The organism is Rhodospirillales bacterium, from assembly GCA_016699855.1.
Lineage (GTDB): Bacteria > Pseudomonadota > Alphaproteobacteria > Reyranellales > Reyranellaceae.
Genome location: CP064988.1, coordinates 230592 through 250678 on the forward strand (window position 1 = coordinate 230592; position 20087 = coordinate 250678).

A 20087-nucleotide genomic window follows, 5' to 3' on the forward strand; every position below is an offset into this window, starting at 1 on the left:
GATACGGAAACCGCCCGTGCGCCGAACCTCCCTGCTCCACGCCATCGCCCTGGCCCTGCCGTTGGCGTTCGCGGCGTCCGCGGCCGGCGCCCAGGAGCACTGCATCGCCGCTATGGTCAACGACCAGCCGATCACCGGGTTCGAGCACGGCCAGCGGGTGAAGTTCGTCATGCTGTCGACCCGGATGGCGGACAGCCCGGAGAACCGGCAGCGCGTCGCCCAGCAGGTGCTGCGCCAGATGACCGACGAGCGGCTGCAGCTCGACGACGCCAAGCGCGCCGGCGTCTCGGTCGCCCAGTCCGAGGTCGACGACCGGGTCGGCAAGATCGAGGACCTCAACAACATGCCCTCGGGCACGATCCGGGCGCAGATGGCCGGCTCCGGAATCGCCTATTCGGTGCTCACCGACCAGATCCGCGCCGCCATCGCCTGGGAGAAGATCGTCCGGCGCAAAGTACGCCAGGGGCTCGACGTGACGGAGCCGGAGATCGACGAGGCGCTGCGGCTGATGCGCGCCAACATCGGCAAGTCGGAGAACCGCGTCGCCGAGATATTCATCGCGGTCGACCGGCCGGACCAGGCCGACGAGGGACTGCGCAACGCGCGCCGCGTGCTCGAGCAGCTGCGCGGCGGCACGCCCTTCCCCGACGTCGCCCGCCAGTTCTCGCAAGGAGCCACGGCGTCGAACGGCGGCGACCTCGGCTGGGTCCTGCCCGGCACGCTCGATCCCGCCCTCGACGCCGCCATCGCGGCGCTGCAGCCCGGCAAGATATCCGACCCGATCCGAAGCCCCGCCGGCTGGCACATCCTCGCCCTTGTCGACCGTCGGCCGTTCGGCAAGGCATCGGGCGGTGGCGACCTCGTGCTGACGATGCTCCAGCTCCTGCTGCCGCTGCCCGCCAACTCGACCGCCGCGGAGGTCGAGCGCCAGAAGGGCGTCGCGCAGGTGGTGATGAGCCAGGCCCGGAGCTGCGCCGATCTGCGCCGCCAGTGCGACCGCACCAAGGGCTGCTCGGCGAAGGACACCGAGGTCACCACCGGCCAGCTCCGCGCGTCGTCGCCGGCGATCGCCGAGCAGGCGGCCAGCGCCGCGCTCGGCACGCCGATCGGTCCGTTCCAGGCCGGCACCGCCATCCAGATCGTCGCCGTCTGCTCGAAGGAGCAGGACACCGGCATGCCGAGCCGCGACACGATCCGGCAGGGCATCTTCGAGCGCAAACTCGAATCCGCGGCGCGGCGGTACATGCGCGACCTGCGCCGGACTTCGGTCATCGAGATGCGGAAGAACTGCAAGATATGAACGCCGGCGCGCCGATCGCCGTGACGATGGGCGAACCGGCGGGCATCGGCGGCGAGCTCACCGTCAAGGCGTGGCGGGCGCGCCGCGGACGCGGCGGCCCCGCCGCGTTCTTCGCGATAGACGATCCCGACCGCCTGCGCGCGATCGCCGGCGACGACGGCGCGGTGGTCGAGATCGCCCATCCGTCCGAGGCCGCGCCGGCGTTCGACCGCGCGCTGCCGGTGCTGCCGCAGCGACTGCCGGCTCCCGCGGTCGCCGGCCGCCCGGACGTCCGCGCCGCGGCGGCGGTGATCGCCAGCATCGAGAGGGCCGCCGGGTTGGCGCTGTCCGGCGAGGCCGGTGGCGTCGTCACCAATCCGATCCAGAAGAAGACGCTGCAGGACGCCGGTTTCGCGCATCCCGGGCACACCGAGTTCCTCGCCGCGCTCGGCGGCGGCGCCGACGTCGCGATGATGCTGGCCTGCGAAGGGCTGCGGGTGGTTCCGGTGACGATCCACGTCTCCCTGCGCCGCGCCATCGAGACGCTGACGACGGACGGCATCGTGCGCGCCGGCCGCGTCGCGGCCGCTGCGCTGCGGCGCGACTTCGGCATCGACCTCCCGCGCATCGCCGTCGCCGGCCTGAATCCGCACGCCGGCGAACAGGGCGCGATGGGCGACGAGGAGGCGCGCATCGTCGCGCCGGCCGTCGAGACGCTGCGCGGCGACGGCCTGCCGGTCGCCGGCCCGATGCCGCCCGACACGATGTTCCACCCCGCTGCGCGCGCGCGCTACGACGTCGCGGTGTGCATGTACCACGACCAGGCGCTGATCCCGGTCAAGACGCTGGACTTCGCGGGCGGCGTCAACGTGACGCTCGGCCTGCCCTTCGTGCGCACCTCGCCCGACCACGGCACCGCGCTGGACATCGCCGGCAAGGGCCTCGCCGACCCGGCCAGCTTCCTCGCCGCGCTCGACATGGCGTCGGCGATGGCCGCGCGGCGCGCCGCCGCGTGAGCCGCGCGTCGTGAGCGTCGCCACGCGCGTCGCCGCCCTGCCGCCGCCGCCCGAGACGCTCGCCCGCCCCGGGCTCGCGGCGCGCCGCTCGCTGGGCCAGCACTTCCTGCTCGACCTGAACCTGACGGACCGCATCGCCCGCGCCGCCGGCGATCTCTCGGCCGGCACGACGATCGAGATCGGCCCCGGCCCCGGCGGCCTGACGCGCTCGCTGCTGCGCGCCGGCGCCACGCGCGTGGTCGCGGTCGAGCGCGACCGGCGGGCCGTCGAGGCGCTGGCCGAGCTGGTCGCGGCCGCCGACGGACGCCTCGAGCTGCTCGACGCCGACGCCTTGACGGTCGATGTCGCGGCGTTCGCGCCCGCGCCGCGCCGGATCGTCGCCAACCTGCCCTACAACGTGTCGACCGCCCTGCTGCTGCGGTGGCTCGACGCCGCCGACGCCCTCGAATCGATGACGCTGATGTTCCAGAAGGAGGTCGTCGACCGGCTCGTCGCCGCGCCGCGCACCCCCGCCTACGGCCGGCTGTCGGTGGTCACGCAGCTCGTGTGCGAGGCGACGCGGCTGTTCGACATCGCGCCCGGCGCCTTCACGCCGCCGCCCAAGGTCGTGTCGACGGTGGTGCGCCTGGTGCCGCGCGGCGGCGCGCGCGTCGACGACGACGGGCGGCCGTTCACGCTGGCGTCACTGGCGCGCGTCACCGCGGCGGCGTTCGGCCAACGCCGCAAGATGCTGCGCGCCAGCCTCAAGGCGGTGTTTCCCGACGTCGAGGGCACGCTCGGCGGGCTGGGTATCGCCGCCACATCGCGCGCCGAGGAGCTGTCGCCGCGCCAGTTCGCGGCGCTCGCCGCGCGCCTTCCGCCGGGCGGCGGCGCTCAGCCGACGTAGGTGATCGCGTCCTTCAGGTCGAACGCGCCGGCGACCGCCGACAGGCGGCGGCCCGTGACCTCGCCCAGCAGATTGCGCAACGCGACCGGCACGACCAGTTCGACCGCCTTGTCCGAGCGCCGCAGCACGATGCGCGACAGCAGCCCCGGCGCGCCGCCGGAGAGGTTGTAGGCCAGCCGCAGAGCGGTGCCGAGCCGACGCGCGAAGGCCCGCGCGTCGCGGTCGGCCAGCGCGTGCGCCACGGCGACAACGTCGGCGTCGGGGTCGCTCTCGTAGCGCCACGCCATCGCCAGCGCCAGGGTCGCGCGCTCGGCGTGGTCCATGCCAGGCGCCGGAAGCTGCAGCACGCGCTCGCACGCCATGCGCGTGCGGTAGTCGGGATGGTCGTCCCACGCGATGTCGCTGAGGTGGCAGGCGGCGAGCCGCAGCGTGCGCTCGCTGGCGCTCTCGCCCGCGAACATCGGCGTCAGCCAGTCGAAGATCTCGACCGGCGGCAGCGCGAAGCGCCGCCACCCCGCGCCCTCGTCCTCGGCGAACGCGATCAGCGGATGGCGCGAGCGCTCGGTCTCGGGCAGCTGCGAGAAATAGAACCCCTCGCGCAGGCCGAAGGCCGAGAACACCACGCGCTTCGGCCGCAACGCGACCAGCAACCGCTCCAGCGCGAGCGCGGCCAACGGCAGGCTCTCGAGGCGCCGCTTCGAGACGCCGACCATCTTCTCCAGCGACCGCGGGCTCTGGCTGGCGATCATGTGCGCCAGCGCGCGCGCGTCCTCGCCGGGGATCGCGTAGTGGTGGATGATGTGCAGTGGATACCGGGTCTGCTCCATGTGCAGCCGCGCGAACGCTCGCCAGGCGCCGCCGACGGGATAGAGCGTCCGCCCGCGGAATCGGTCGAGCCAGCCGACGCCGGCGATCGCCTGCTCCACCGCCTTCTTCGGGTCGCGGTCGGCGGTCAGCAGCCGCAGCGGTCCGACCGGCAGCGTCGTCGAGGGCCCGAGCGAACCGCCCGACAGACCGACCAGCTCGAGGCTGCCGCCGCCGAGATCGCCCATCACGCCGTCGACGTCGGGGATGCCGCACATCACGCCGAGGCCGGAGAGCCGGGCCTCCTCCTCGCCGCTGATCACGCGCGTCGCCAGGCCGGTCAGCGCCTCGATTCGCGCCACGAACGCCGCCCCGTCGCCGGCGTCGCGCACGGCGGCCGTGGCCAGGAGGTCGACGCGCGCCACGCGCATGTTGCGGGCCAGCGCCGCGAAGCGCTCGATGTTGGCCAACGCCATCTCGACGCCCGCGGGATGCAGCCTTCCGCTGACGTCGAGGCCGCGCGCGAGGCCGCACAGCACCTTCTCGTTGAACACCGGCAGCGGCGAACGGTTGGCGCGCTCGTAGACGACGAGCCGGATCGAGTTCGATCCGATATCGATGATGGCGACGCGGCCGTCCTGCATGGCGCCGCCGGTCTAGCCGAATTCGCGGCCCGGGGCCGCGGCAAAATCGTCACGCATGGAGGGGCGCGGACGCTCAGTAGTCGCGCAGGCCGTCGCGGCCGATCGCGAGCTGCCAGTAGCCGACTCCGTTCAGGTCGCGCTCGCGGTCGCGCCGGAATTGTCCCGGCGCCATGTCGCGCGGCTGCGCGACCGGAACGGCGCCGCGCTCCAGCGCGAACAACGGCGCCGCGAAGGCGACGCGCGCGAAGCGGTCGCTGGCGTGGTCGTAGGCGGCGAACCCCCAGCGCCCGCCGACGCACGACGCCACGGTCCACCAGAACTCGTTCGACCGCAGCTCGCGCCCGGCCGGCGGCGGGCCGTAGCCGCCGCTACGTCCGAGCGCGTCGCGCAGCGACGCGGCCTCGGCGGCGGTGAGCGCGACGTCCGTCCGCCGCATGCGCCACGGATCGAGCAGGCCGTTGAGGTCCCGGACGTCGACCGACGCCACGTTCCCCTGGTCGACCATGACGCGCGCGGCCATGGACATGCCGCCGCCCGGCGCCGGCGCCAGATCGTAGGTCCGCACCTGCTCGCCCCAGACGGCGTTGTAGACGAGGCGGATGTGGTCCGGACCGCCGGCGGCGCAGCGGCGCTTGATGTCGACGCCGCCGACGTAGCGGAACCAGTAGAGGCTGCGCGTGACCGGATTCTCGAGGCGCGTCTCGAGATTCGCGGTCTCCGGGCCGCACGCCGGCAGGGCGCACAGGGCGAAGGCCGCCAAAGCCAACCGTGACCACGCCATGCCGCCGCCCTCCGCCGAAGCGTTCCGCGCTCCCTCATCGACGCGCCGCCGCGACTTTTCAAGCGAATCTTGAGGATCGGCGTGTTGCGACGCCGAATTGTTTGCACTATTCTGTGCGGTAGTGTTCGCAAGTCCTTAACGTCCAAGGGCTTTCGCCTGCGTAGTGGATTCGAGCATGTTGGCGTGGCGTCGGCTTTCCAGTTGGTTCGCGGTGTCCGTGATCGCCGCGGCCGCGTTCGCGCCTTGCGTGACCGCTCCGGCCGCCGAGGCCGCCCCCCCAAGGCAGGCCGCCCCCGCCAAACGCGTCGTGCCCGGAAAGCGCGCCATTCCCGTCCGCCCGGCGGCGCCGGTCGCGGTGAATCCCGCCGTCAGCGGCCGCGACGCGATGCTGGTGATCGACGCAGAAACCGGCCGCGAGCTCGAGGGCTTCGCCGCCGCTGACCTGCGCCATCCCGCGTCGCTGACCAAGATCATGACGCTCTACATGGCGTTCGCCGCGCTCGATTCGGGGCGGTTGCGCCTGGCCGACCGCCTGCCGGTCTCGGCCCGCGCCGGCGCCGTCCAGCCGTCGAAGATGGACGCCCCGGTCGGCGGCACGCTGGTCGTGCGCGACGCGATCATGGGACTGGTGACCCGCTCCGCCAACGACGCCGCCGTCGTGCTCGCCGAGGGCATCTCCGGCGACGAGGCCAGCTTCGCGCAGGCGATGACGCAGACGGCGCGGCGGCTCGGCATGGCGAGCTCGACCTTCCGCAACGCGTCGGGCCTGCCGGACACGCACCAGGTGACGACGGCGCGCGACCTCGCGCGTCTGGCGCAGGCGCTGCTGCGCGACTTCCCGCACTACTACCCGATCTTCTCGCAGCAGGCTTGGCACTACGCCGGCCGCACGCTGACCAACCACAACCGCATGCTCGGCTCCTACGCTGGCGCCGACGGAATCAAGACCGGCTACATCCGCGCCTCCGGCTTCAACCTCGTGATGTCGGCGACGCGCGACAACCGCCGCCTGATCGGCGTCGTGTTCGGCGGCGAGAGCCCCGGCGAGCGCGACAGCGTGATGGCCGACATGATGGACCGCGGCTTCGACCGCGCCGCGGCGCAGCGGCTGCCGGCGTGGCGCCGCCCGTCCGCGCCCGCCTCGGCGCGCTACACCGCCGCGCATTTCGCGCCCGGCTCGGCGCTGCCGGCGGAACAGGCGGTCGCGGCGCAGACCGCGCCGGCCGCCGGCGTCCCGCGGCTGGTGTCCGCCTACGAGGCCGAAAGCGCACAGGGCGGCTCCGCCGACGGTCCGGTCGCCACGCCGCGCGGCGGCGCGCGGTGGGCGATCCAGATCGGCTCCTACCGGGACCAGAAATCCGCGAACGCCGCCCTCGCCCGCGCCATCGGGCAGCTCCCCGAGCTCAAGGGCAGCGCGCGACCGACGGTCGATCCCGTGACGTCGCAGGGCCGCAAGGTCTACCGCGCGCGCCTCGCCGATCTCGACGAGCGCCGCGCCACCACGGGCTGCAAGAAGCTCGAAGGCAAGCGGATCAACTGCGCCGCCGTCGAGATCGCCGCGCCGTAGCGGCTGTTCCGGCAGGGCCGGCCGGATCGCCCCGCCTCCGGATCGGACGCTGCCGCGCCGTTGGCCCGTCCCCTGCCGTCATCGCGATCGCGGCGAGGGATCATTCCGCCGCCGAAAGATCCCCCGCTGCGCTCGCGACGACGGAAGCGAGGCTCGAAATGCGACCTACCGCGCCTCGGGGCGGCGGCGCAGGCGGGCGAGGAACGCGTCCTTGTCCTTGGCGCGCCAATCCTCCAGCGACCATTCGCCCGCGACCGGCGTGAACGCGCCGGGCGCCGGCACGAAGATCTGGACGCCGCGCGGGCCCGCGCCCGCCACGTCGGCGGTCGCGCGAACCAGCCGGTATCCCGCGCCTTCGTAGGCCGACAGCTTCGCGACGTCGGGATCCAGCAGGCGGTCGACCACCACGCCGTCGACGGTGGCGGCGCGGTCGCGCAGGACGATGGGATAGCTGACGCCGCTGGCGCGCGCGCGGCGGTAGCCGCGCAGCGTCGCCGGCACCAGCGGCGTGGCGGCGACGGGGCGCTCCAGCACCAGCGACAGCACGTCGCGGTCCATCAGCGTGCCGTAGAAAAACAGCCGCACCGGCCCGTTCCGTTCCCGCCGCGCCGCGTCAGTGCGACGCCGTCGACTCGTCGGGCATCTCGACGCCGCTGGCCGCGAGCGCCGTCTTGACCGCCGTCTTGAGCCGATCCAGACCGGCCGCGTCGCGCGCCTCGCAGCGCGCCACCAGCACGGCCTGGGTGTTCGACGCGCGCAGCAGCCACCAGCCGTCGTCGGTCGAGACGCGGACGCCGTCGACGCCGGAGTAACGCGCGCCGGCGGCGTCGAGCCGCGCCTTGACCTCGTCCACCACCTTGAACTTGCGCTCCTCCGCGCACTCGAAGCGCAGCTCCGGCGTGTTCACCGGCTGTGGCAGCGCGTCGCGCATGTCGGCCAGCGAGCGGTCCGAGGCGCCGACGATATTGAGCAGCCGGATGCCGGCGTAGAGCGCGTCGTCGAAGCCGTACCACGTGTCGGCGAAGAACACGTGGCCGGACATCTCGCCGGCCAGCGGCGACTTCGTCTCGGCCATCTTCACCTTGATCAGCGAATGGCCGGTCTTCCACATCAGAGGCACGCCGCCGGCCGAGGCGACCTCGTCGAACAGCACCTGGCTGGCCTTCACGTCGGCGATGATCGTGGCGCCGGGCCGCTCGCGCAGCACGTCGCGCGCCCAGATCGCGAGCAGCTGGTCGCCCCAGAGCACGCGGCCCTTGCCGTCGACCGCGCCGATGCGGTCGCCGTCGCCGTCGAACGCGATGCCGAGGTCCGCTCCCCGCGCCCGCACCTCGCGCTTGAGGTCCTCGAGGTTCTTCTCGACCGTCGGATCGGGATGGTGCGCGGGAAACGTGCCGTCGACCCGCTCGAACAGGATCGTGTGCTCGCCCGGCAGGCGCGAGACCACGTCGCGCAGGCAGACGCCGACGGCGCCGTGGCCGCTGTCCCACACGACCTTCAACGGCCGGCCCGGCTTGAAATCGCGCAGCACGCGCTCGACGTAGGCCGGCTTCACCGGGCGCTCCTCCAGCCCCCCGGCGCCGGACTCGACGTCGCCGGCCGCCGCCATGCGGCCGAGATTCTGGATGTCGGCGCCGTAGAACGGCTTCTTGCCGATCATCATCTTGAAGCCGTTGTAGTCGCCGGGATTGTGCGAGCCGGTGATCATGATGCCGCCGTCGGCCTCGAGCTCGTAGACGGCGAAATACAGCATCGGGGTCGCGCACAGGCCGATGCGCAGCACGTCGATCCCGGCGGCGCGCATGCCCTCGACGCAGGCCGCCTGCAGCTCGGGCGAGCTGACGCGTCCGTCGTAGCCGAAGGCGATTCGTCTGCCGCCGGCGCGGCGCACCAGCGTCGCGAAGACGCGGCCGACGGCGCGCGCGTCGTCGGCGCTCAACGTCCGGCCGACGATGCCGCGGATGTCGTACTCGCGCAGGATGGTCGGGTCGAAGCTGTGGGCGTAGGTCATTCGCAGCGGATCCTCGTCGATCAGGCGGCGTCGCGGGGGCGCGGACGGCCGACGCAGTCGTAGGTGAAGCCGTGTCCGCGCATCTCCGCGGGATTGAAGATGTTGCGCAGGTCGACGACGACCGGCCGCCGCATCGTGCTTTTCAGGCGCTTGGGATCGAGCGCGCGGAACTCCGTCCACTCGGTCAGCACGACCAGGCAGTCGGCGTCCTTGGCGGCGTCGTAGGCGCTGGCGGCGTACTCGACGTCGGTCAGCAGCTTGCGCGCCTCGTTCATCGATTCGGGGTCGAACGCCCGCACCCGGGCGCCGGCCTTGCGCAGCGCCGGCACGATGTCGAGCGACGGCGCGTCGCGCATGTCGTCGGTGTTGGGCTTGAACGCCAGGCCGAGCACGCCGACCGTGAGGCCCTCCACAGATCCGCCGCAGGCCGCGATCACCTTCTCCGCCATGCGCTTCTTGCGCCGGTCGTTGACCTCGATCACCTGCTCGACCACCGTCACCGGCGAGCCGGCCTCGCGCGCGGTGTAGGCCAGCGCCAGCGTGTCCTTGGGGAAGCACGAGCCGCCGTAGCCCGGCCCCGGATGCAGGAACTTCCGGCCGATGCGGCCGTCCAGTCCGATGCCGCGGGCCACGTCGTGCACGTCGGCGCCGACCTTCTCGCACAGGTCGGCCATCTCGTTGATGAAGGTGATCTTGGTCGCGAGGAAGGTGTTGCCCGCGTACTTGATCAGCTCCGACGTCTCGAGGTTGGTGAACACCAGCGGCGTCTCGATCAGGTAGAGCGGCCGGTAGATGGCGCGCAGCGCGTCGCGGGCGCGCTCGGTCTCGGCGCCGATCACGACGCGGTCCGGCTTCATGAAATCCTCGATCGCCGCGCCCTCGCGCAGGAACTCCGGATTCGACGCCACGTCGAACTCGGCCGACGGCCGGCGCTCGCGCACGATGCGCTCGACCTCGCGGCCGGTGCCGACCGGCACGGTCGATTTGGTGACGATCACCGTGTAGTGCGTCAGCGCGTCGGCGATCTCGGCGGCGGCCGCGTAGACGTAACTGAGGTCGGCGTGGCCGTCGCCGCGGCGCGCCGGCGTGCCGACCGCGATGAACACCGCGTCCGCCCCGCCGACCGCCGACCGCAGGTCCGTGGTGAAGGTCAGCCGGCCGGCGGCGCGGTTGTCCGCCACCAGCTTGTCGAGGCCCGGCTCGAAAATGGGAATCTTCCCCGCCTCGAGCGAGGCGATCTTGGCCGCGTCCTTGTCGACGCAGACGACGTCGAAGCCGAACTGCGAGAAGCAGGCGCCGGACACCAGTCCGACATAGCCCGTGCCGATCATGGCGATACGCATGGAATTCCACCGGATGCGCGCCCGCCGCCCGCAGGCGGCGGCGGCGCTCCAATTCAGCCCTTGAGCAGCCCCGCGAGCAACGCCCGCGACTCGGCGGCGGTGTCGGCGCGCGACAGCGACACCGCGACGTTGGCCTCGAGGAAGCCGAGGCGGTTGCCGCAATCGTAGCGCGCGCCGGAATAGCGCACGGCGTGGAACGGCGCGCCGCCGATCATCCGCGCCAGCGCGTCGGTGAGCTGGATCTCGCCGCCGGCGCCGGTCTCGTGGCGCTCGAGATGGCTGAACACTTCCGGCAGCAGCACGTAGCGGCCGATGATCGCCAGGTTCGACGGCGCCTCGGCCGGCTTCGGCTTCTCGACCATGCCGGTGACCGCGGCCATGCGGCCGTCGTCGTCGCGCGTGGCGACGATGCCGTAGCGGTTGGTCTGCTCGCGCGGCACCTCGACCACGGAGATGACGCTGCCTTTGGTCCGCTCGTGGACCTCGACCAGCTCGGCCGTGCAGGACGGCGAGGAGATCGTCAGCTCGTCAGGCAGCAGCACCGCGAAGGGCTCGTCGCCGATCCAGTGCCGGGCGCACCACACCGCGTGGCCCAGCCCCAGCGGCTTCTGCTGGCGGGTGAAGATGGCGTTGCCGGCCTTGATGGTGGCACCCCGGGTCTGGCCGAGCTCGGCCTGCTTGTTGCCGCGCCCCTCCATCGTCGCCTCGAGCTCGTAGGCGTGGTCGAAATGGTCCTCGATCACCTGCTTGTTGCGGCCGGTGACGAACACGAACTCCTCGATCCCCGCCGCCAGACACTCCTCGACGGCGTACTGGATCAGCGGCCGGTCGACGATCGTCAGCATCTCCTTGGGGATGGCCTTGGTGGCCGGCAGGAATCGGGTCCCGAGGCCAGCGACGGGAAACACGGCCTTGCGCACGCGGGGCATCAGCGGTCCATCTTAGTGTCGATTCTAATATCGACCAATTTCAATATCTTAGAGAATATTACTACTCTAAAACATTAGCATGGTCGAGCGTTCTCCTTTGACCATCAGCGTCGGGCGTGAAGATGGCGTCGGCGGGGAGGATGTGGGGCAGTCCGCCGCCGAAATCCACAACATTTAGAACGTGGTGCGGGCGTCCCGTCACTCCCCCAGCAGCACGTCTCGGGCGCGGTTGATCCGCGCCGCGAGCCAGTCCGAGCCGCCGCGGTCGGGGTGGTTGGCCTGCATCAGCCGGCGATGCGCCGCCCGGATCTCGTCCGGCGTGGCGCCGGGCTTGAGGCCGAGGATGGCGTAGGCCTCGTCCGTGGCCATGCTGGCCGCCGACACACCCTCAGCGTCTCCGGCGCCGCCCTGCCCGCCCGCCGGACGCCGCGCGCGCCACGACGGCCCGAACCGGCGGTCGAGATACGCCTCCAGAACGCGGACGGAATCGGCGTCGGCGGCGCATTCCGACAGCAGGTCGACGAGGACCGGCTCGCCGAGGTCGTCGAGGCCGCGGCCGGCGAAGGCCCCGCGCAGCACGGTCCCGTCCATCCCGCCGGAGTCGTGGTCGAGGCGCATGCGGAGCCACGAGGTCTCGACGATCGAGGCGTTGCCACCGGACGACGAGCTGGTGCCGGGATTCTGCCACCCCTTCCCGAGCCCGGCACGCGCGCGGTAGTTGCGCCAGATCCACAGCGCGATCGGCATGCCGAACATCAGCAGCGAGAACAGGAAGCCCGGGGCGCGGAACAGGATGGCGAGCAGCACGCCGATCCCCGCGACCGCGCCGGCCGCGATCAGGAGCCGCCGGATCACGCGCGCGAGCGTCGCCGGATTCGCGCGCGCCAACCAACGAAGACCGAGGACCGTGCCGATCAGGAGCAGAATGCCGAACAGGAACTGCGGCATGGCGCCCTAGCGGCGGCGGCCGTCGGTGAGGCGCGCGGCGGCGCCGCCCTCGCGCCCGGCGTAGTCGAGCATCGCCGCCTCGCCCGCCGCGGCGTAGGCCGCCACCGCGCCAAGCAGCTTGCGCAGCTCGTCGGGGCTCGACGCGTCGAACTGGCAGTGCGCGCCGTTCGTGACCTTGGCGAACTGGCTGAAGGCGCGCGCCACCGCCGGCGACAGCCCTTCCTGGAACATGAACGCCGGCACGCCGAGCAGGCCGAGTTGTCCGGCCGCCGCGCCGACGGCGTCGATCTCCTCCTCGAAGGCGTCGCCGACGAAGATCAGCGCGTCGAGCTTGCGCGCGCGCGTCTCCTCCGCGGCGAAGGTGAACAGGCGGCCGATCTGGGTGTGCCCGGTCAGGCATCTCACCTGCGCCATCAGGCGCGCAAGGGCGACGCCGTCGGACGTCCAGCGCGACGCCTTGAAATCGTCGAAGCCACGGTAGAACGCCAGCCGCACGTCGAGCCCGCCGAGCTTCTCGGCGGCGATGAACATCTCGCCCTGGATCCTGGCGGCGCGGTCCCAGGTCGGTTCGCGGCTGGCGGTGGCGTCCATGCAGAACAGTAGCCGCCCGCGGCGGCCGGCGTGGCCGGTCGTCGGCAGCGTCGCGGCGCGGCGCAGAAACTCGTCGACGGCGACGGTCCCGCCGGTTCCCAGCGGCGCCGGCGTTTGGCGCGATCCGGACATGCGCAGACCTCCCGAAGCCCCGGCGGTTCGTCCCGATAGGTCGGTGATCATATGGGGATGCCGGGGCCGCGCCGTCCAGTGCCCATGTTCGAGGCATGGTCTTGGGCGCATGGACGACGCCACGACCGCCGGCTATGACCGCCGGGACATGACTGCCCAAAATCCGGGCGCCGCGGCGCCTTCGTTCACCATCCTCGCGCTGCGCGTCTATCTGCCGTTCGCCGCCGCCTATTTTCTGTCCTATCTGTACCGGACGGTGAACGCGGTGGTCGGCCCGGTGATCGCCGACGAGCTGCATCTGTCGGCCGGCAATCTCGGCCTGATCAGCAGCGCCTATTTCATCATGTTCGCCGGCATCCAGCTCCCGCTGGGGGTGGCGCTTGACCGCTTCGGCCCCAGACGCGTGCAGGGCACGCTGTTGGTCGCCGCCGCCGCCGGCGCGGCGATGTTCGCGATGGCGGACTCCGTCGCCGGACTGGTGATCGGCCGCACGCTGATCGGCATGGGGGTCGCCGCCGGGCTGATGGGGGCGCTGAAGATCTTCACGCTATGGTTCCCGCCGGAGCGCTGGCCGCTGATGACCGGCCTGCACATGGCCGCCGGCGGTCTCGGCTCGCTGGTCGCGACCGGTCCGACCCAGGCGGCGCTGTCGATCACGACGTGGCACGGGCTGTTCTTCTGGCTGGCCGGCGCCACCCTGGCGGTCGCGGTGGTGATCTGGACGGTGGTGCCGGAAAAGCCCGGCTCGCAGGCGCCCGGCAGCCTCGCCGACCAGTTCCGCGATGTCGGCCGCATCCTGCGCGACGGGTATTTCTGGCGGCTGGTGCCGGTGTTCACGGCGCAGCAATGCGCCTACATCGGCATCCAGACGCTGTGGATCGGGCCATGGCTGCGCGATGTCGGCGGCGAGGGCGAGGCGATGCGCGCGGTGTCGATGACGTGGACGGCGGGCGCGATGGCGCTGGGTTTCCTGTCGTCGGGCTTCGTGGCCGGCGCGCTGTCGCGACGCGGCATCGGCAATTTCGCGACCGCCACCGGCGGCATCGCGCTGTTCATCGTGGCGCACGCCATCGTCACCTTCTGCCCGCCGTCGAATCCGCTGTGGATCTGGATCCCGTTCGGCTTCCTCGGCACCTTCGTGATCGTCTATTTCCCGGTGCTGACCCAGGCCTTCCCGCTGGAGCTATCGGGCCGCGTCACGACCAGCGTCAACGCCTTCATGTTCGCCAGCATCTTCGTGGCGCAATGGCTGATGGGCGTGATCCTCGACATGTGGCCGCGCACCGCCTCGGGCGGCTACGACCCGCGGGGCTACACCTACGCGTTCGGCCTGTTCGTGGTGCTCGAGGTGGTGTCGCTGGCGTGGTTGCTGGTCTCGCGGGCGCGCCCGTGGACGGAGCGCGAGAGGCGGCCGGCCGCCTGACGGCGCCGGCAGACGCTCAGAACCCGGCGTCCTCGACGGCGGCGCGCACCGCCTCGAACGGCAGGGTCACGCAGTCGCGCCGGCTCTTGTGATCCTTGACCGGCGCGAAGGCCGCGAAATCGCCCTCGCCCGGCGCCGTGCCATCGAGCACGCCGTCGATCTCGGCGCGCAGCGCGCGAATTCCGACGCCGGGCTGTCCGACCATGCGCGCGGTCAACGCGGCGGCCGACGCCTGGCACAGCGCGCAACCGCGGACCTGGTGCGCCATTTCCTCGATGCGGCCGTCCGGGGCCAACCGCAGCTCGACGGTCACGCGGTCGCCGCAGAGCGGATTGTCGCGCCGCGCCGTCGCGGTCGGCGCCGCCAGCCGGCCGGCGCCGGCCTTGCCCTTGGCCAGCGCCACGATGCGCTCGTGATAGAGACCGTCGCTCACGCGAACCGCCGGACCGCCTCGCGCACGCCCGCCAGCAGCGCGTCCACGTCGGAATCGTCGTTGTAGGGCGCGATTCCGGCGCGGGTGGTGCCGGCGATGTCGAGCTTGTCCATCAACGGCTGCGCGCAGTGGTGGCCGGCGCGCACCGCGACGCCGAACGAGTCCAGGATCTGCGCGGTGTCGTGCGGATGGACGTCGTCGAGCGTAAAGGAGATCACCGGCAGGCGTCCCTGCAACCCCGCCGGCCCGACCAGGCGCGCGCCCTTCACGTCCGCCAGGCCGTCCATCATGCGCTGCGCCAGCGCCATCTCGTGCGCGCCGGCCGCCGTCCAGTCGAGCGCCATCATCCAGCGGCAGGCGGCGCCGAGCCCGACCGCCGGACCGATCGGCGGCGTGCCGGCCTCGAAGCGGCGCGGCGACGGCGCCCAGGTGATCTCCTGCAGCGACACGCGGCCGATCATCGAGCCGCCGCCCATGAAGGGCGGCATCGACTCCAGCAGTTCGCGCCGTCCCCACAGCGCGCCGATACCGTTCGGCCCGTAGGCCTTGTGGCCGGCGAAGGCGTAGAAATCGACGCCCAGCGCCGGCAGGTCGACGGGCCCGTGCGGCGCGCGCTGCGCGCCGTCGAGCATCACCACGGCGCCGACCGCGCGAGCCGCGGCGACGATCGCGGCCACGTCGGCCACCGCGCCGGTGACGTTCGAGACGTGCGCCACCGAGACGATGCGCGTGCGTGCGTTGACGACCTCCGGCAACGCCACCACGTCGATCCGCCCGTCGGGCGTCACCGGCAGCGTCCGCAGCGCGGCGCCGGAGCGGCGCGCGAGCTGGTACCAGGGCACGATGTTGGAATGGTGCTCGAGCTCGGAGAGGACGATCTCGTCACCCGGCCGCAGGCGTTCGCCGTAGCTGTGCGCCACGAGGTTGATCGCCGCCGTGCAACCGCCGGTGAAGACGACCTCCTCGGGCGCCGCGCCGAGGAAGCGCGCCACGTCGGCGCGCGCGTTCTCGTAGAGGTCGGTCGCCGCCTCGGCCAGCGCGTGCACGCCGCGCAGCACGTTGGCGCGCGACGTCGTCTCGTAGGCGCGCACCGCGTCGAGCACGGCGTCCGGCGTCTGGGCCGAGGCGCCGTTGTCGAGGTAGTGAAGCGGCTGCCCGTTGACCGTCCGCTGGAGGATCGGGAATTGCCGGCGCACCGCGGCGACGTCGAAGCTCATGCGGCGCTCCCGGCGGGCGCCGCCGTCTTGGGCCGGGCGCGGAACGCCGCCAACGCCTCGGGCGTGTCGAGGTCGATCAGCACGCCGTCGTCCATGCCGGGGCCGGACATCTCGACCTCGCAGACGAGATCGGCGTGCTCGCCGATCAGATGCCGCGCGCCGGTATCGCCGGCGATGGCGCCCATCTCGACGAAGAAGCGCTTGTCCCACAGCACGGGATTGCCGCGCTTGCCGCCGACCGTGGGCACGCAGATGGCGCGGCCCTCGACCGGGTTGAACGCAGCGACCAGCCGGTCGAGCTGGGCCGACGACACCGCCGGCATATCGCCGAGGCACATCAGCGCGCCGTCGATGTCGGCGCCGAGCGACGCCACGCCGACCTTGAGCGAGGTGCTGAGGCCCTGCGCGAAATCCGGATTCTCGACGAACCGCACATCGGCGGCGACGGCGCCGAGCGAGGCGACGGCGGCCCGCACCTCCGGCGCCATGTGGCCGAGCACGACGGTCACCGAGACGGCCTGCGATCTCAGCGCCGCCTCGACCATGCGCGCGACCATCGGCCGGCCGTCGATGTCGGCCAGCAGCTTGTTGGGGCCGCCCATGCGGCTGGACCGTCCGGCCGCCAGCACCAGCGCGGCGATGCGCGGCGCGTGCGGCGCCGCCTCCGGTTCGACCTCGACCGCGTCGCCGCCGGCGCGTGGCACGCCGCGGGCGGCCGTCTCGGCGAGAAGGCCGCCGACGCCCATGGCCATCACCTCGCGGCGGCCCACCTGCAGGCCGGCGGCGAGACGTTGGAGCACCTGGTCGAAGCCGTTGAATTTCGGCGACTTGGCGCAGCCCGGCAGGCCGATGGCGTGGCAGCCGTCGAACGCGCCCATCAGCAGCAGATTGCCGGGATCGACGGGCATGCCGAAATGCACGACGCGGCCGCCGGCCCGCTCGATGCCGGCGGGCACCGTGTCGCGCCGGTCGACGATGGCCGAGGCGCCGGCGATCAGGAACAGGTCGCAGCCCGCCGCGCGCAATTCCTTCAGCGCGGCAGCGATCGCGTCGGCGTCGTGCGCGACGCGCCGCTCGCCGTGCAGGGCGCCGCCGATGCCGGCCATGCGCGCCCGGGTCGTCTCGACCGCCTTGTCGAGCACCTTGTCGCGGGTGCCGGGCAGACGCGTCTGCACCAGTCCCGCCTTCAGCGGGCGGAACGGCGCCACCGACACCATCGCCGGTCCATCCGCGATGGCGAGCGCCGCGTCGAGAGCCGTCCGCGGCGCGGCGAAGGGGATGACCTTGATCGTCGCCACCATCTGCTTGGGCGTCACGGCGACATACGCCGGCAGGGTGGCGATGGTGATCGACTCGTCGAGCGCGTTCAGCGCGTCGATCCGCGCGGTGTCGACGACCAGCACGCCGGCGGCCCTGGCGAACAGGTTGGCGCGGCCGGTGAACGGCGCCGTCGCCGTCAACCCGTCGCCGCCCGCCGCCCGCGCCACCGCGCGCGCCGCCTCGTCCTCGTGCACGTCGTCCGGATCCAGGGTCGCCGCGACCACGACGCGCACGCCGGCGGCCTTGAGCCGCGCGACATCCTCGGCCGACAGGCGGCGGCCCTTGGCGAAGTTCACGCCGCCGTCGCGGTGCGCGTGCGCCAGGATCGCGCCCTCGGCCGCGTCGACGGGGATGTCGCCGAACCTCATGGCGGCGGCCTAGGCCGCGCGGTCCTTGGCCGGCGCGGGCTCGCGCAGCGCGGCGCGGGTCTGCACGATCTCCGCGACGATCGAGATCGCGATCTCGGCCGGCGACTTGGCGCCGATGTTGAGGCCAACGGGACCGCGGATGCGCGCGAACTGCGCCTCTGTGATGCCGGCCTCGAGCAGCCGCGCCTTGCGCTTCTCGTGCGTGCGGCGGCTGCCCAGCGACCCGACGTAGAAAGCCGACGATCTCAGCGCGACTTCCAACGCGGGATCGTCGAGCTTGGGATCGTGCGTCAGGGTCACGACGGCGGTCGAGGAGTCCGGCGCCAGCCGTTCCATCGCCTCGTCCGGCCAGTCGCCCAGCACGGTGACGTTGGGGAAGCGGTGGTCGGCCGCGAAGGCGCGGCGCGGATCGACGACGACGACGTCGAAACCGGTCATCGCCGCCATCGGCACCAGCGCCTGCGCGATGTGCACGGCGCCGACCACGATCAGGCGCTGCGGCGGGATGAACGCGTGCACGAACAGCTTGCCGCCGGCGGCCTCGACCGTCTCGCTGCGGCCGCTCTCCAGCGCCGCGCGTCCCGCCGCCATGGCGGCGGGGTCGCCGGCCAGCGCGCCCTGCGCGCCTTCCGGCGTGACGATGGCCTCGGCGCCGTCGGCGATCCGCTTGACCAGCACGATCGGACGGCGCGCCGTGCGCGCGGCCTGGACCGCCTTGAGGGTCTCGATCTTCATCGCGATGCTTCCGCCCTACTCGAGCCGTTCGACGAACACCTGGACCTTGCCGCCGCAAGCCAGGCCGACGTCCCACGCCTGTTCGTCGGTGACGCCGAAATCCAGCAGCCGCGGCTTGCCGTCGCGGATCGCCTCGATGGCCTCGCGCACCACGGCGCCCTCGATGCAGCCGCCGGACACCGAGCCCATCATGCCGCCCTTGTCGTCGACCACGAGCTGGCTGCCGACGGGCCGGGGCGAGGAGCCCCAGGTCAGCGTCACGGTCGCCAGCGCGACGCCGCGACCCTCCGCCTTCCACGACTCGGCGACGCCGAGCACGTCTTCCGCTGCGCTCATCGCATTCTCCTCCGGCCGGACACCGATCGACGCCGGCACCTTAGCATGTCACGCGGCGCGCGCCCGCGATCGCCACGTCGAAAGCCCCTCTTCCCGCCCCGGGTTCTCGTCGCCCAGCGCGGCCACCAGGTCGGCGAGGCTCTCCAGATTGTGCACCGGGCGGAAATCGTCGACATGCGGCAGCATCGCCTTGTTGCCCTGCGATCTGGGTTCGTAGGCGTCGTAGCGCAAGAGCGGGTTCAGCCAGATCAGCCGGCGGCAGGATTTGTGCAGCCGGTCCATCTGCTCCGGCAGGCCGGCGGCGCCCTCGCGGTCGAGCCCGTCGGTGATCAGCAGGATCACCGCGCCCTGCCCCAGGACGCGGCGCGACCACAGCCGGTTGAATTCCGCCAGGGTCGCGCCGATGCGCGTGCCGCCCGACCAGTCCTCGACCTGCTCCGACGCCTTGGCCAGCGCCACGTCGACGTCTTTTTGGCGCAGCGCGCGCGTGACGTTGGTGAGGCGCGTGCCGAAGGTGAAGGCGTGCACGCGGTCGCGGTCGTTGGTCAGGGCGTGCATGAAATGCAGGAACATCCGGCTGTACTTGCTCATCGAGCCGGAGATGTCGCACAGGATCACCAGCGGCGGCCGGCGCTTGCGGCGCTCGCGCAGCGCCAGCTCGATCACGCCGTGCGGCTTGAGCGAGCGGCGGAACGTCGCGCGCATGTCGATCTTCGAACCGCGCGGCGCCGGCGCCGTCCGCCGGGTGCGGGTCTCCGGGATCGGCAGGCGCATCCGGCGGATCGCGCGTAGCGCCTGCGCGATCTCGGCCGCCGACATCTGCTCGAAATCCTTGCGTTGCAGCAGCTCGCGGTCCGAGAAGGTGAGCGTCGCCTCCATCTCGAGCTCGGGCGGCTGGTCGGCGTCGTCCGGCGACTCTCCCTTGCCCGGCTCCAGCGCCTCCTGCAGTCGTCGGCTCAGCTTCTCGCCCGGATCCGCCGCCTCGCCGGTGTCGATCTGCGGCAGCATCAGCCCCATCATCTTCTCGAGCAGCTTGGGATTGCGCCAGAAGATGTGGAACGCCTGGTCGAAGATCTCGCGCTGGTCGCGCCGGTTCACGAACACGCTGAACAGCGTCCAGTAGAGGTCGTCGCGCCGGCGCAGGCCGGCGACCTCGACGGCGCGCACCGCGTCGATCACGCGGCCCGGACCGATCGGCAGGCCGGCGGCGCGCAGGGCGCGCGCGAAATTCATCACGTTGGTCGCGAGCTTGCCCTCGACGACGGCGGGCGCGACTGACGCGGCGGCGCGGACGACCTCGGACACGGCCGCGTCCTCAGAACGC

At 72.4% G+C, this 20087-nt stretch carries 19 protein-coding genes; 5 read left to right on the forward strand and 14 right to left on the reverse strand.

Going from position 1 to position 20087, the window contains the following annotated elements; all coding sequences use genetic code 11:
• The first annotated feature begins 16 nt into the window (after positions 1-16).
• From IPK81_01060 to rsmA, 3 genes are read left to right on the forward strand one after another with little or no spacing between them, the layout of a single operon-like run.
• Positions 17-1300, forward strand: a complete 1284-nt coding sequence (locus IPK81_01060; protein QQS12906.1) for a peptidylprolyl isomerase — start codon at positions 17-19, stop codon at positions 1298-1300.
• Positions 1297-2295: a 4-hydroxythreonine-4-phosphate dehydrogenase PdxA gene (pdxA, locus tag IPK81_01065; protein ID QQS12907.1), complete on the forward strand. Its 999-nt coding sequence runs from the start codon at positions 1297-1299 to the stop codon at positions 2293-2295. The genes IPK81_01060 and pdxA overlap by 4 nt, the downstream gene beginning before the upstream one ends.
• Positions 2296-2305: 10 nt before the next feature.
• Positions 2306-3181 (forward strand): 16S rRNA (adenine(1518)-N(6)/adenine(1519)-N(6))-dimethyltransferase RsmA, encoded by an 876-nt coding sequence (gene rsmA, locus IPK81_01070; GenBank protein ID QQS12908.1) that lies wholly within the window; start codon positions 2306-2308, stop codon positions 3179-3181.
• Here rsmA and IPK81_01075 read toward each other — a convergent pair.
• Positions 3169-4629, reverse strand: a complete 1461-nt coding sequence (locus IPK81_01075) for a Ppx/GppA family phosphatase (GenBank protein ID QQS12909.1) — start codon at positions 4627-4629, stop codon at positions 3169-3171. The genes rsmA and IPK81_01075 overlap by 13 nt on opposite strands.
• A gap of 73 nt (positions 4630-4702) precedes the next feature.
• The gene (locus IPK81_01080; GenBank protein QQS12910.1) at positions 4703-5410 is read right to left on the reverse strand and encodes a hypothetical protein; all 708 of its coding nucleotides are present in this window, start codon (positions 5408-5410) and stop codon (positions 4703-4705) included.
• Positions 5411-5717: 307 nt separating this feature from the next.
• Here IPK81_01080 and IPK81_01085 point away from each other — a divergent pair, with 307 nt between their 5' ends.
• Positions 5718-6977: a D-alanyl-D-alanine carboxypeptidase gene (locus IPK81_01085; protein ID QQS12911.1), complete on the forward strand. Its 1260-nt coding sequence runs from the start codon at positions 5718-5720 to the stop codon at positions 6975-6977.
• A 165-nt stretch (positions 6978-7142) separates the two neighbouring features.
• Here IPK81_01085 and IPK81_01090 read toward each other — a convergent pair whose 3' ends face one another.
• The 6 genes from IPK81_01090 to IPK81_01115 all read right to left on the reverse strand — a co-directional run bounded on the left by IPK81_01090 (position 7143) and on the right by IPK81_01115 (position 12931).
• The gene (locus tag IPK81_01090) at positions 7143-7562 is read right to left on the reverse strand and encodes a gamma-glutamylcyclotransferase (protein QQS12912.1); all 420 of its coding nucleotides are present in this window, start codon (positions 7560-7562) and stop codon (positions 7143-7145) included.
• A 28-nt stretch (positions 7563-7590) separates the two neighbouring features.
• Positions 7591-8988 carry a phosphomannomutase/phosphoglucomutase gene (locus IPK81_01095; protein QQS12913.1) on the reverse strand — a complete coding sequence of 466 codons (1398 nt, stop codon included), beginning with the start codon at positions 8986-8988 and terminating at the stop codon, positions 7591-7593.
• 20 nt (positions 8989-9008) lie between these two features.
• Positions 9009-10331: a UDP-glucose/GDP-mannose dehydrogenase family protein gene (locus IPK81_01100; GenBank protein ID QQS12914.1), complete on the reverse strand. Its 1323-nt coding sequence runs from the start codon at positions 10329-10331 to the stop codon at positions 9009-9011.
• 53 nt (positions 10332-10384) lie between these two features.
• Positions 10385-11260: a UTP--glucose-1-phosphate uridylyltransferase GalU gene (gene galU, locus IPK81_01105; GenBank protein QQS12915.1), complete on the reverse strand. Its 876-nt coding sequence runs from the start codon at positions 11258-11260 to the stop codon at positions 10385-10387.
• Between the two features lie 198 nt (positions 11261-11458).
• A complete protein-coding gene (locus tag IPK81_01110; protein QQS12916.1) occupies positions 11459-12208 on the reverse strand; it encodes a DnaJ domain-containing protein in 750 nt (249 codons plus the stop codon).
• A gap of 6 nt (positions 12209-12214) precedes the next feature.
• Positions 12215-12931, reverse strand: coding sequence for a VWA domain-containing protein (locus IPK81_01115; protein QQS12917.1), 717 nt, complete (start codon positions 12929-12931; stop codon positions 12215-12217).
• A 148-nt stretch (positions 12932-13079) separates the two neighbouring features.
• Between IPK81_01115 and IPK81_01120 the strand changes: the two genes are divergently transcribed.
• Positions 13080-14354 carry an MFS transporter gene (locus tag IPK81_01120; GenBank protein ID QQS12918.1) on the forward strand — a complete coding sequence of 425 codons (1275 nt, stop codon included), beginning with the start codon at positions 13080-13082 and terminating at the stop codon, positions 14352-14354.
• 16 nt (positions 14355-14370) lie between these two features.
• Here the strand turns inward: IPK81_01120 and IPK81_01125 are convergent, their stop codons facing one another.
• The 6 genes from IPK81_01125 to IPK81_01150 are packed head-to-tail and all read right to left on the reverse strand — an operon-like array spanning position 14371 to position 19996.
• Positions 14371-14787: an iron-sulfur cluster assembly scaffold protein gene (locus IPK81_01125; protein QQS12919.1), complete on the reverse strand. Its 417-nt coding sequence runs from the start codon at positions 14785-14787 to the stop codon at positions 14371-14373.
• Positions 14784-16004, reverse strand: coding sequence for a SufS family cysteine desulfurase (gene sufS, locus IPK81_01130; GenBank protein ID QQS12920.1), 1221 nt, complete (start codon positions 16002-16004; stop codon positions 14784-14786). The genes IPK81_01125 and sufS overlap by 4 nt, the downstream gene beginning before the upstream one ends.
• Positions 16001-17692: a molybdopterin-binding/glycosyltransferase family 2 protein gene (locus IPK81_01135; protein QQS12921.1), complete on the reverse strand. Its 1692-nt coding sequence runs from the start codon at positions 17690-17692 to the stop codon at positions 16001-16003. The genes sufS and IPK81_01135 overlap by 4 nt, the downstream gene beginning before the upstream one ends.
• 9 nt (positions 17693-17701) lie before the next feature.
• Positions 17702-18427, reverse strand: a complete 726-nt coding sequence (locus IPK81_01140) for an XdhC family protein (protein ID QQS12922.1) — start codon at positions 18425-18427, stop codon at positions 17702-17704.
• A 15-nt stretch (positions 18428-18442) separates the two neighbouring features.
• Complete coding sequence (locus IPK81_01145) at positions 18443-18763, reverse strand: XdhC family protein (GenBank protein QQS12923.1); 321 nt, start codon at positions 18761-18763, stop codon at positions 18443-18445.
• 48 nt (positions 18764-18811) lie between these two features.
• The gene (locus IPK81_01150) at positions 18812-19996 is read right to left on the reverse strand and encodes a VWA domain-containing protein (GenBank protein ID QQS14913.1); all 1185 of its coding nucleotides are present in this window, start codon (positions 19994-19996) and stop codon (positions 18812-18814) included.
• Positions 19997-20087: the final 91 nt, after the last annotated feature.

What these genes read in the sequence shown, in the direction of transcription:
- IPK81_01100 (QQS12914.1), bottom strand. Translation starts at nt 10,331, where the DNA reads ATGCGTATCGCCATGATCGGCACGGGCTATGTCGGACTGGTGTCCGGC.
- IPK81_01135 (QQS12921.1), bottom strand. Translation starts at nt 17,692, where the DNA reads ATGAGGTTCGGCGACATCCCCGTCGACGCGGCCGAGGGCGCGATCCTG.
- galU (QQS12915.1), bottom strand. Translation starts at nt 11,260, where the DNA reads ATGCCCCGCGTGCGCAAGGCCGTGTTTCCCGTCGCTGGCCTCGGGACC.
- IPK81_01110 (QQS12916.1), bottom strand. Translation starts at nt 12,208, where the DNA reads ATGCCGCAGTTCCTGTTCGGCATTCTGCTCCTGATCGGCACGGTCCTC.
- IPK81_01075 (QQS12909.1), bottom strand. Translation starts at nt 4,629, where the DNA reads ATGCAGGACGGCCGCGTCGCCATCATCGATATCGGATCGAACTCGATC.
- IPK81_01095 (QQS12913.1), bottom strand. Translation starts at nt 8,988, where the DNA reads ATGACCTACGCCCACAGCTTCGACCCGACCATCCTGCGCGAGTACGAC.
- sufS (QQS12920.1), bottom strand. Translation starts at nt 16,004, where the DNA reads ATGAGCTTCGACGTCGCCGCGGTGCGCCGGCAATTCCCGATCCTCCAG.
- IPK81_01140 (QQS12922.1), bottom strand. Translation starts at nt 18,427, where the DNA reads ATGAAGATCGAGACCCTCAAGGCGGTCCAGGCCGCGCGCACGGCGCGC.
- IPK81_01115 (QQS12917.1), bottom strand. Translation starts at nt 12,931, where the DNA reads ATGTCCGGATCGCGCCAAACGCCGGCGCCGCTGGGAACCGGCGGGACC.
- IPK81_01150 (QQS14913.1), bottom strand. Translation starts at nt 19,996, where the DNA reads ATGAATTTCGCGCGCGCCCTGCGCGCCGCCGGCCTGCCGATCGGTCCG.
- IPK81_01080 (QQS12910.1), bottom strand. Translation starts at nt 5,410, where the DNA reads ATGGCGTGGTCACGGTTGGCTTTGGCGGCCTTCGCCCTGTGCGCCCTG.
- pdxA (QQS12907.1), top strand. Translation starts at nt 1,297, where the DNA reads ATGAACGCCGGCGCGCCGATCGCCGTGACGATGGGCGAACCGGCGGGC.
- IPK81_01145 (QQS12923.1), bottom strand. Translation starts at nt 18,763, where the DNA reads ATGAGCGCAGCGGAAGACGTGCTCGGCGTCGCCGAGTCGTGGAAGGCG.
- IPK81_01120 (QQS12918.1), top strand. Translation starts at nt 13,080, where the DNA reads ATGACTGCCCAAAATCCGGGCGCCGCGGCGCCTTCGTTCACCATCCTC.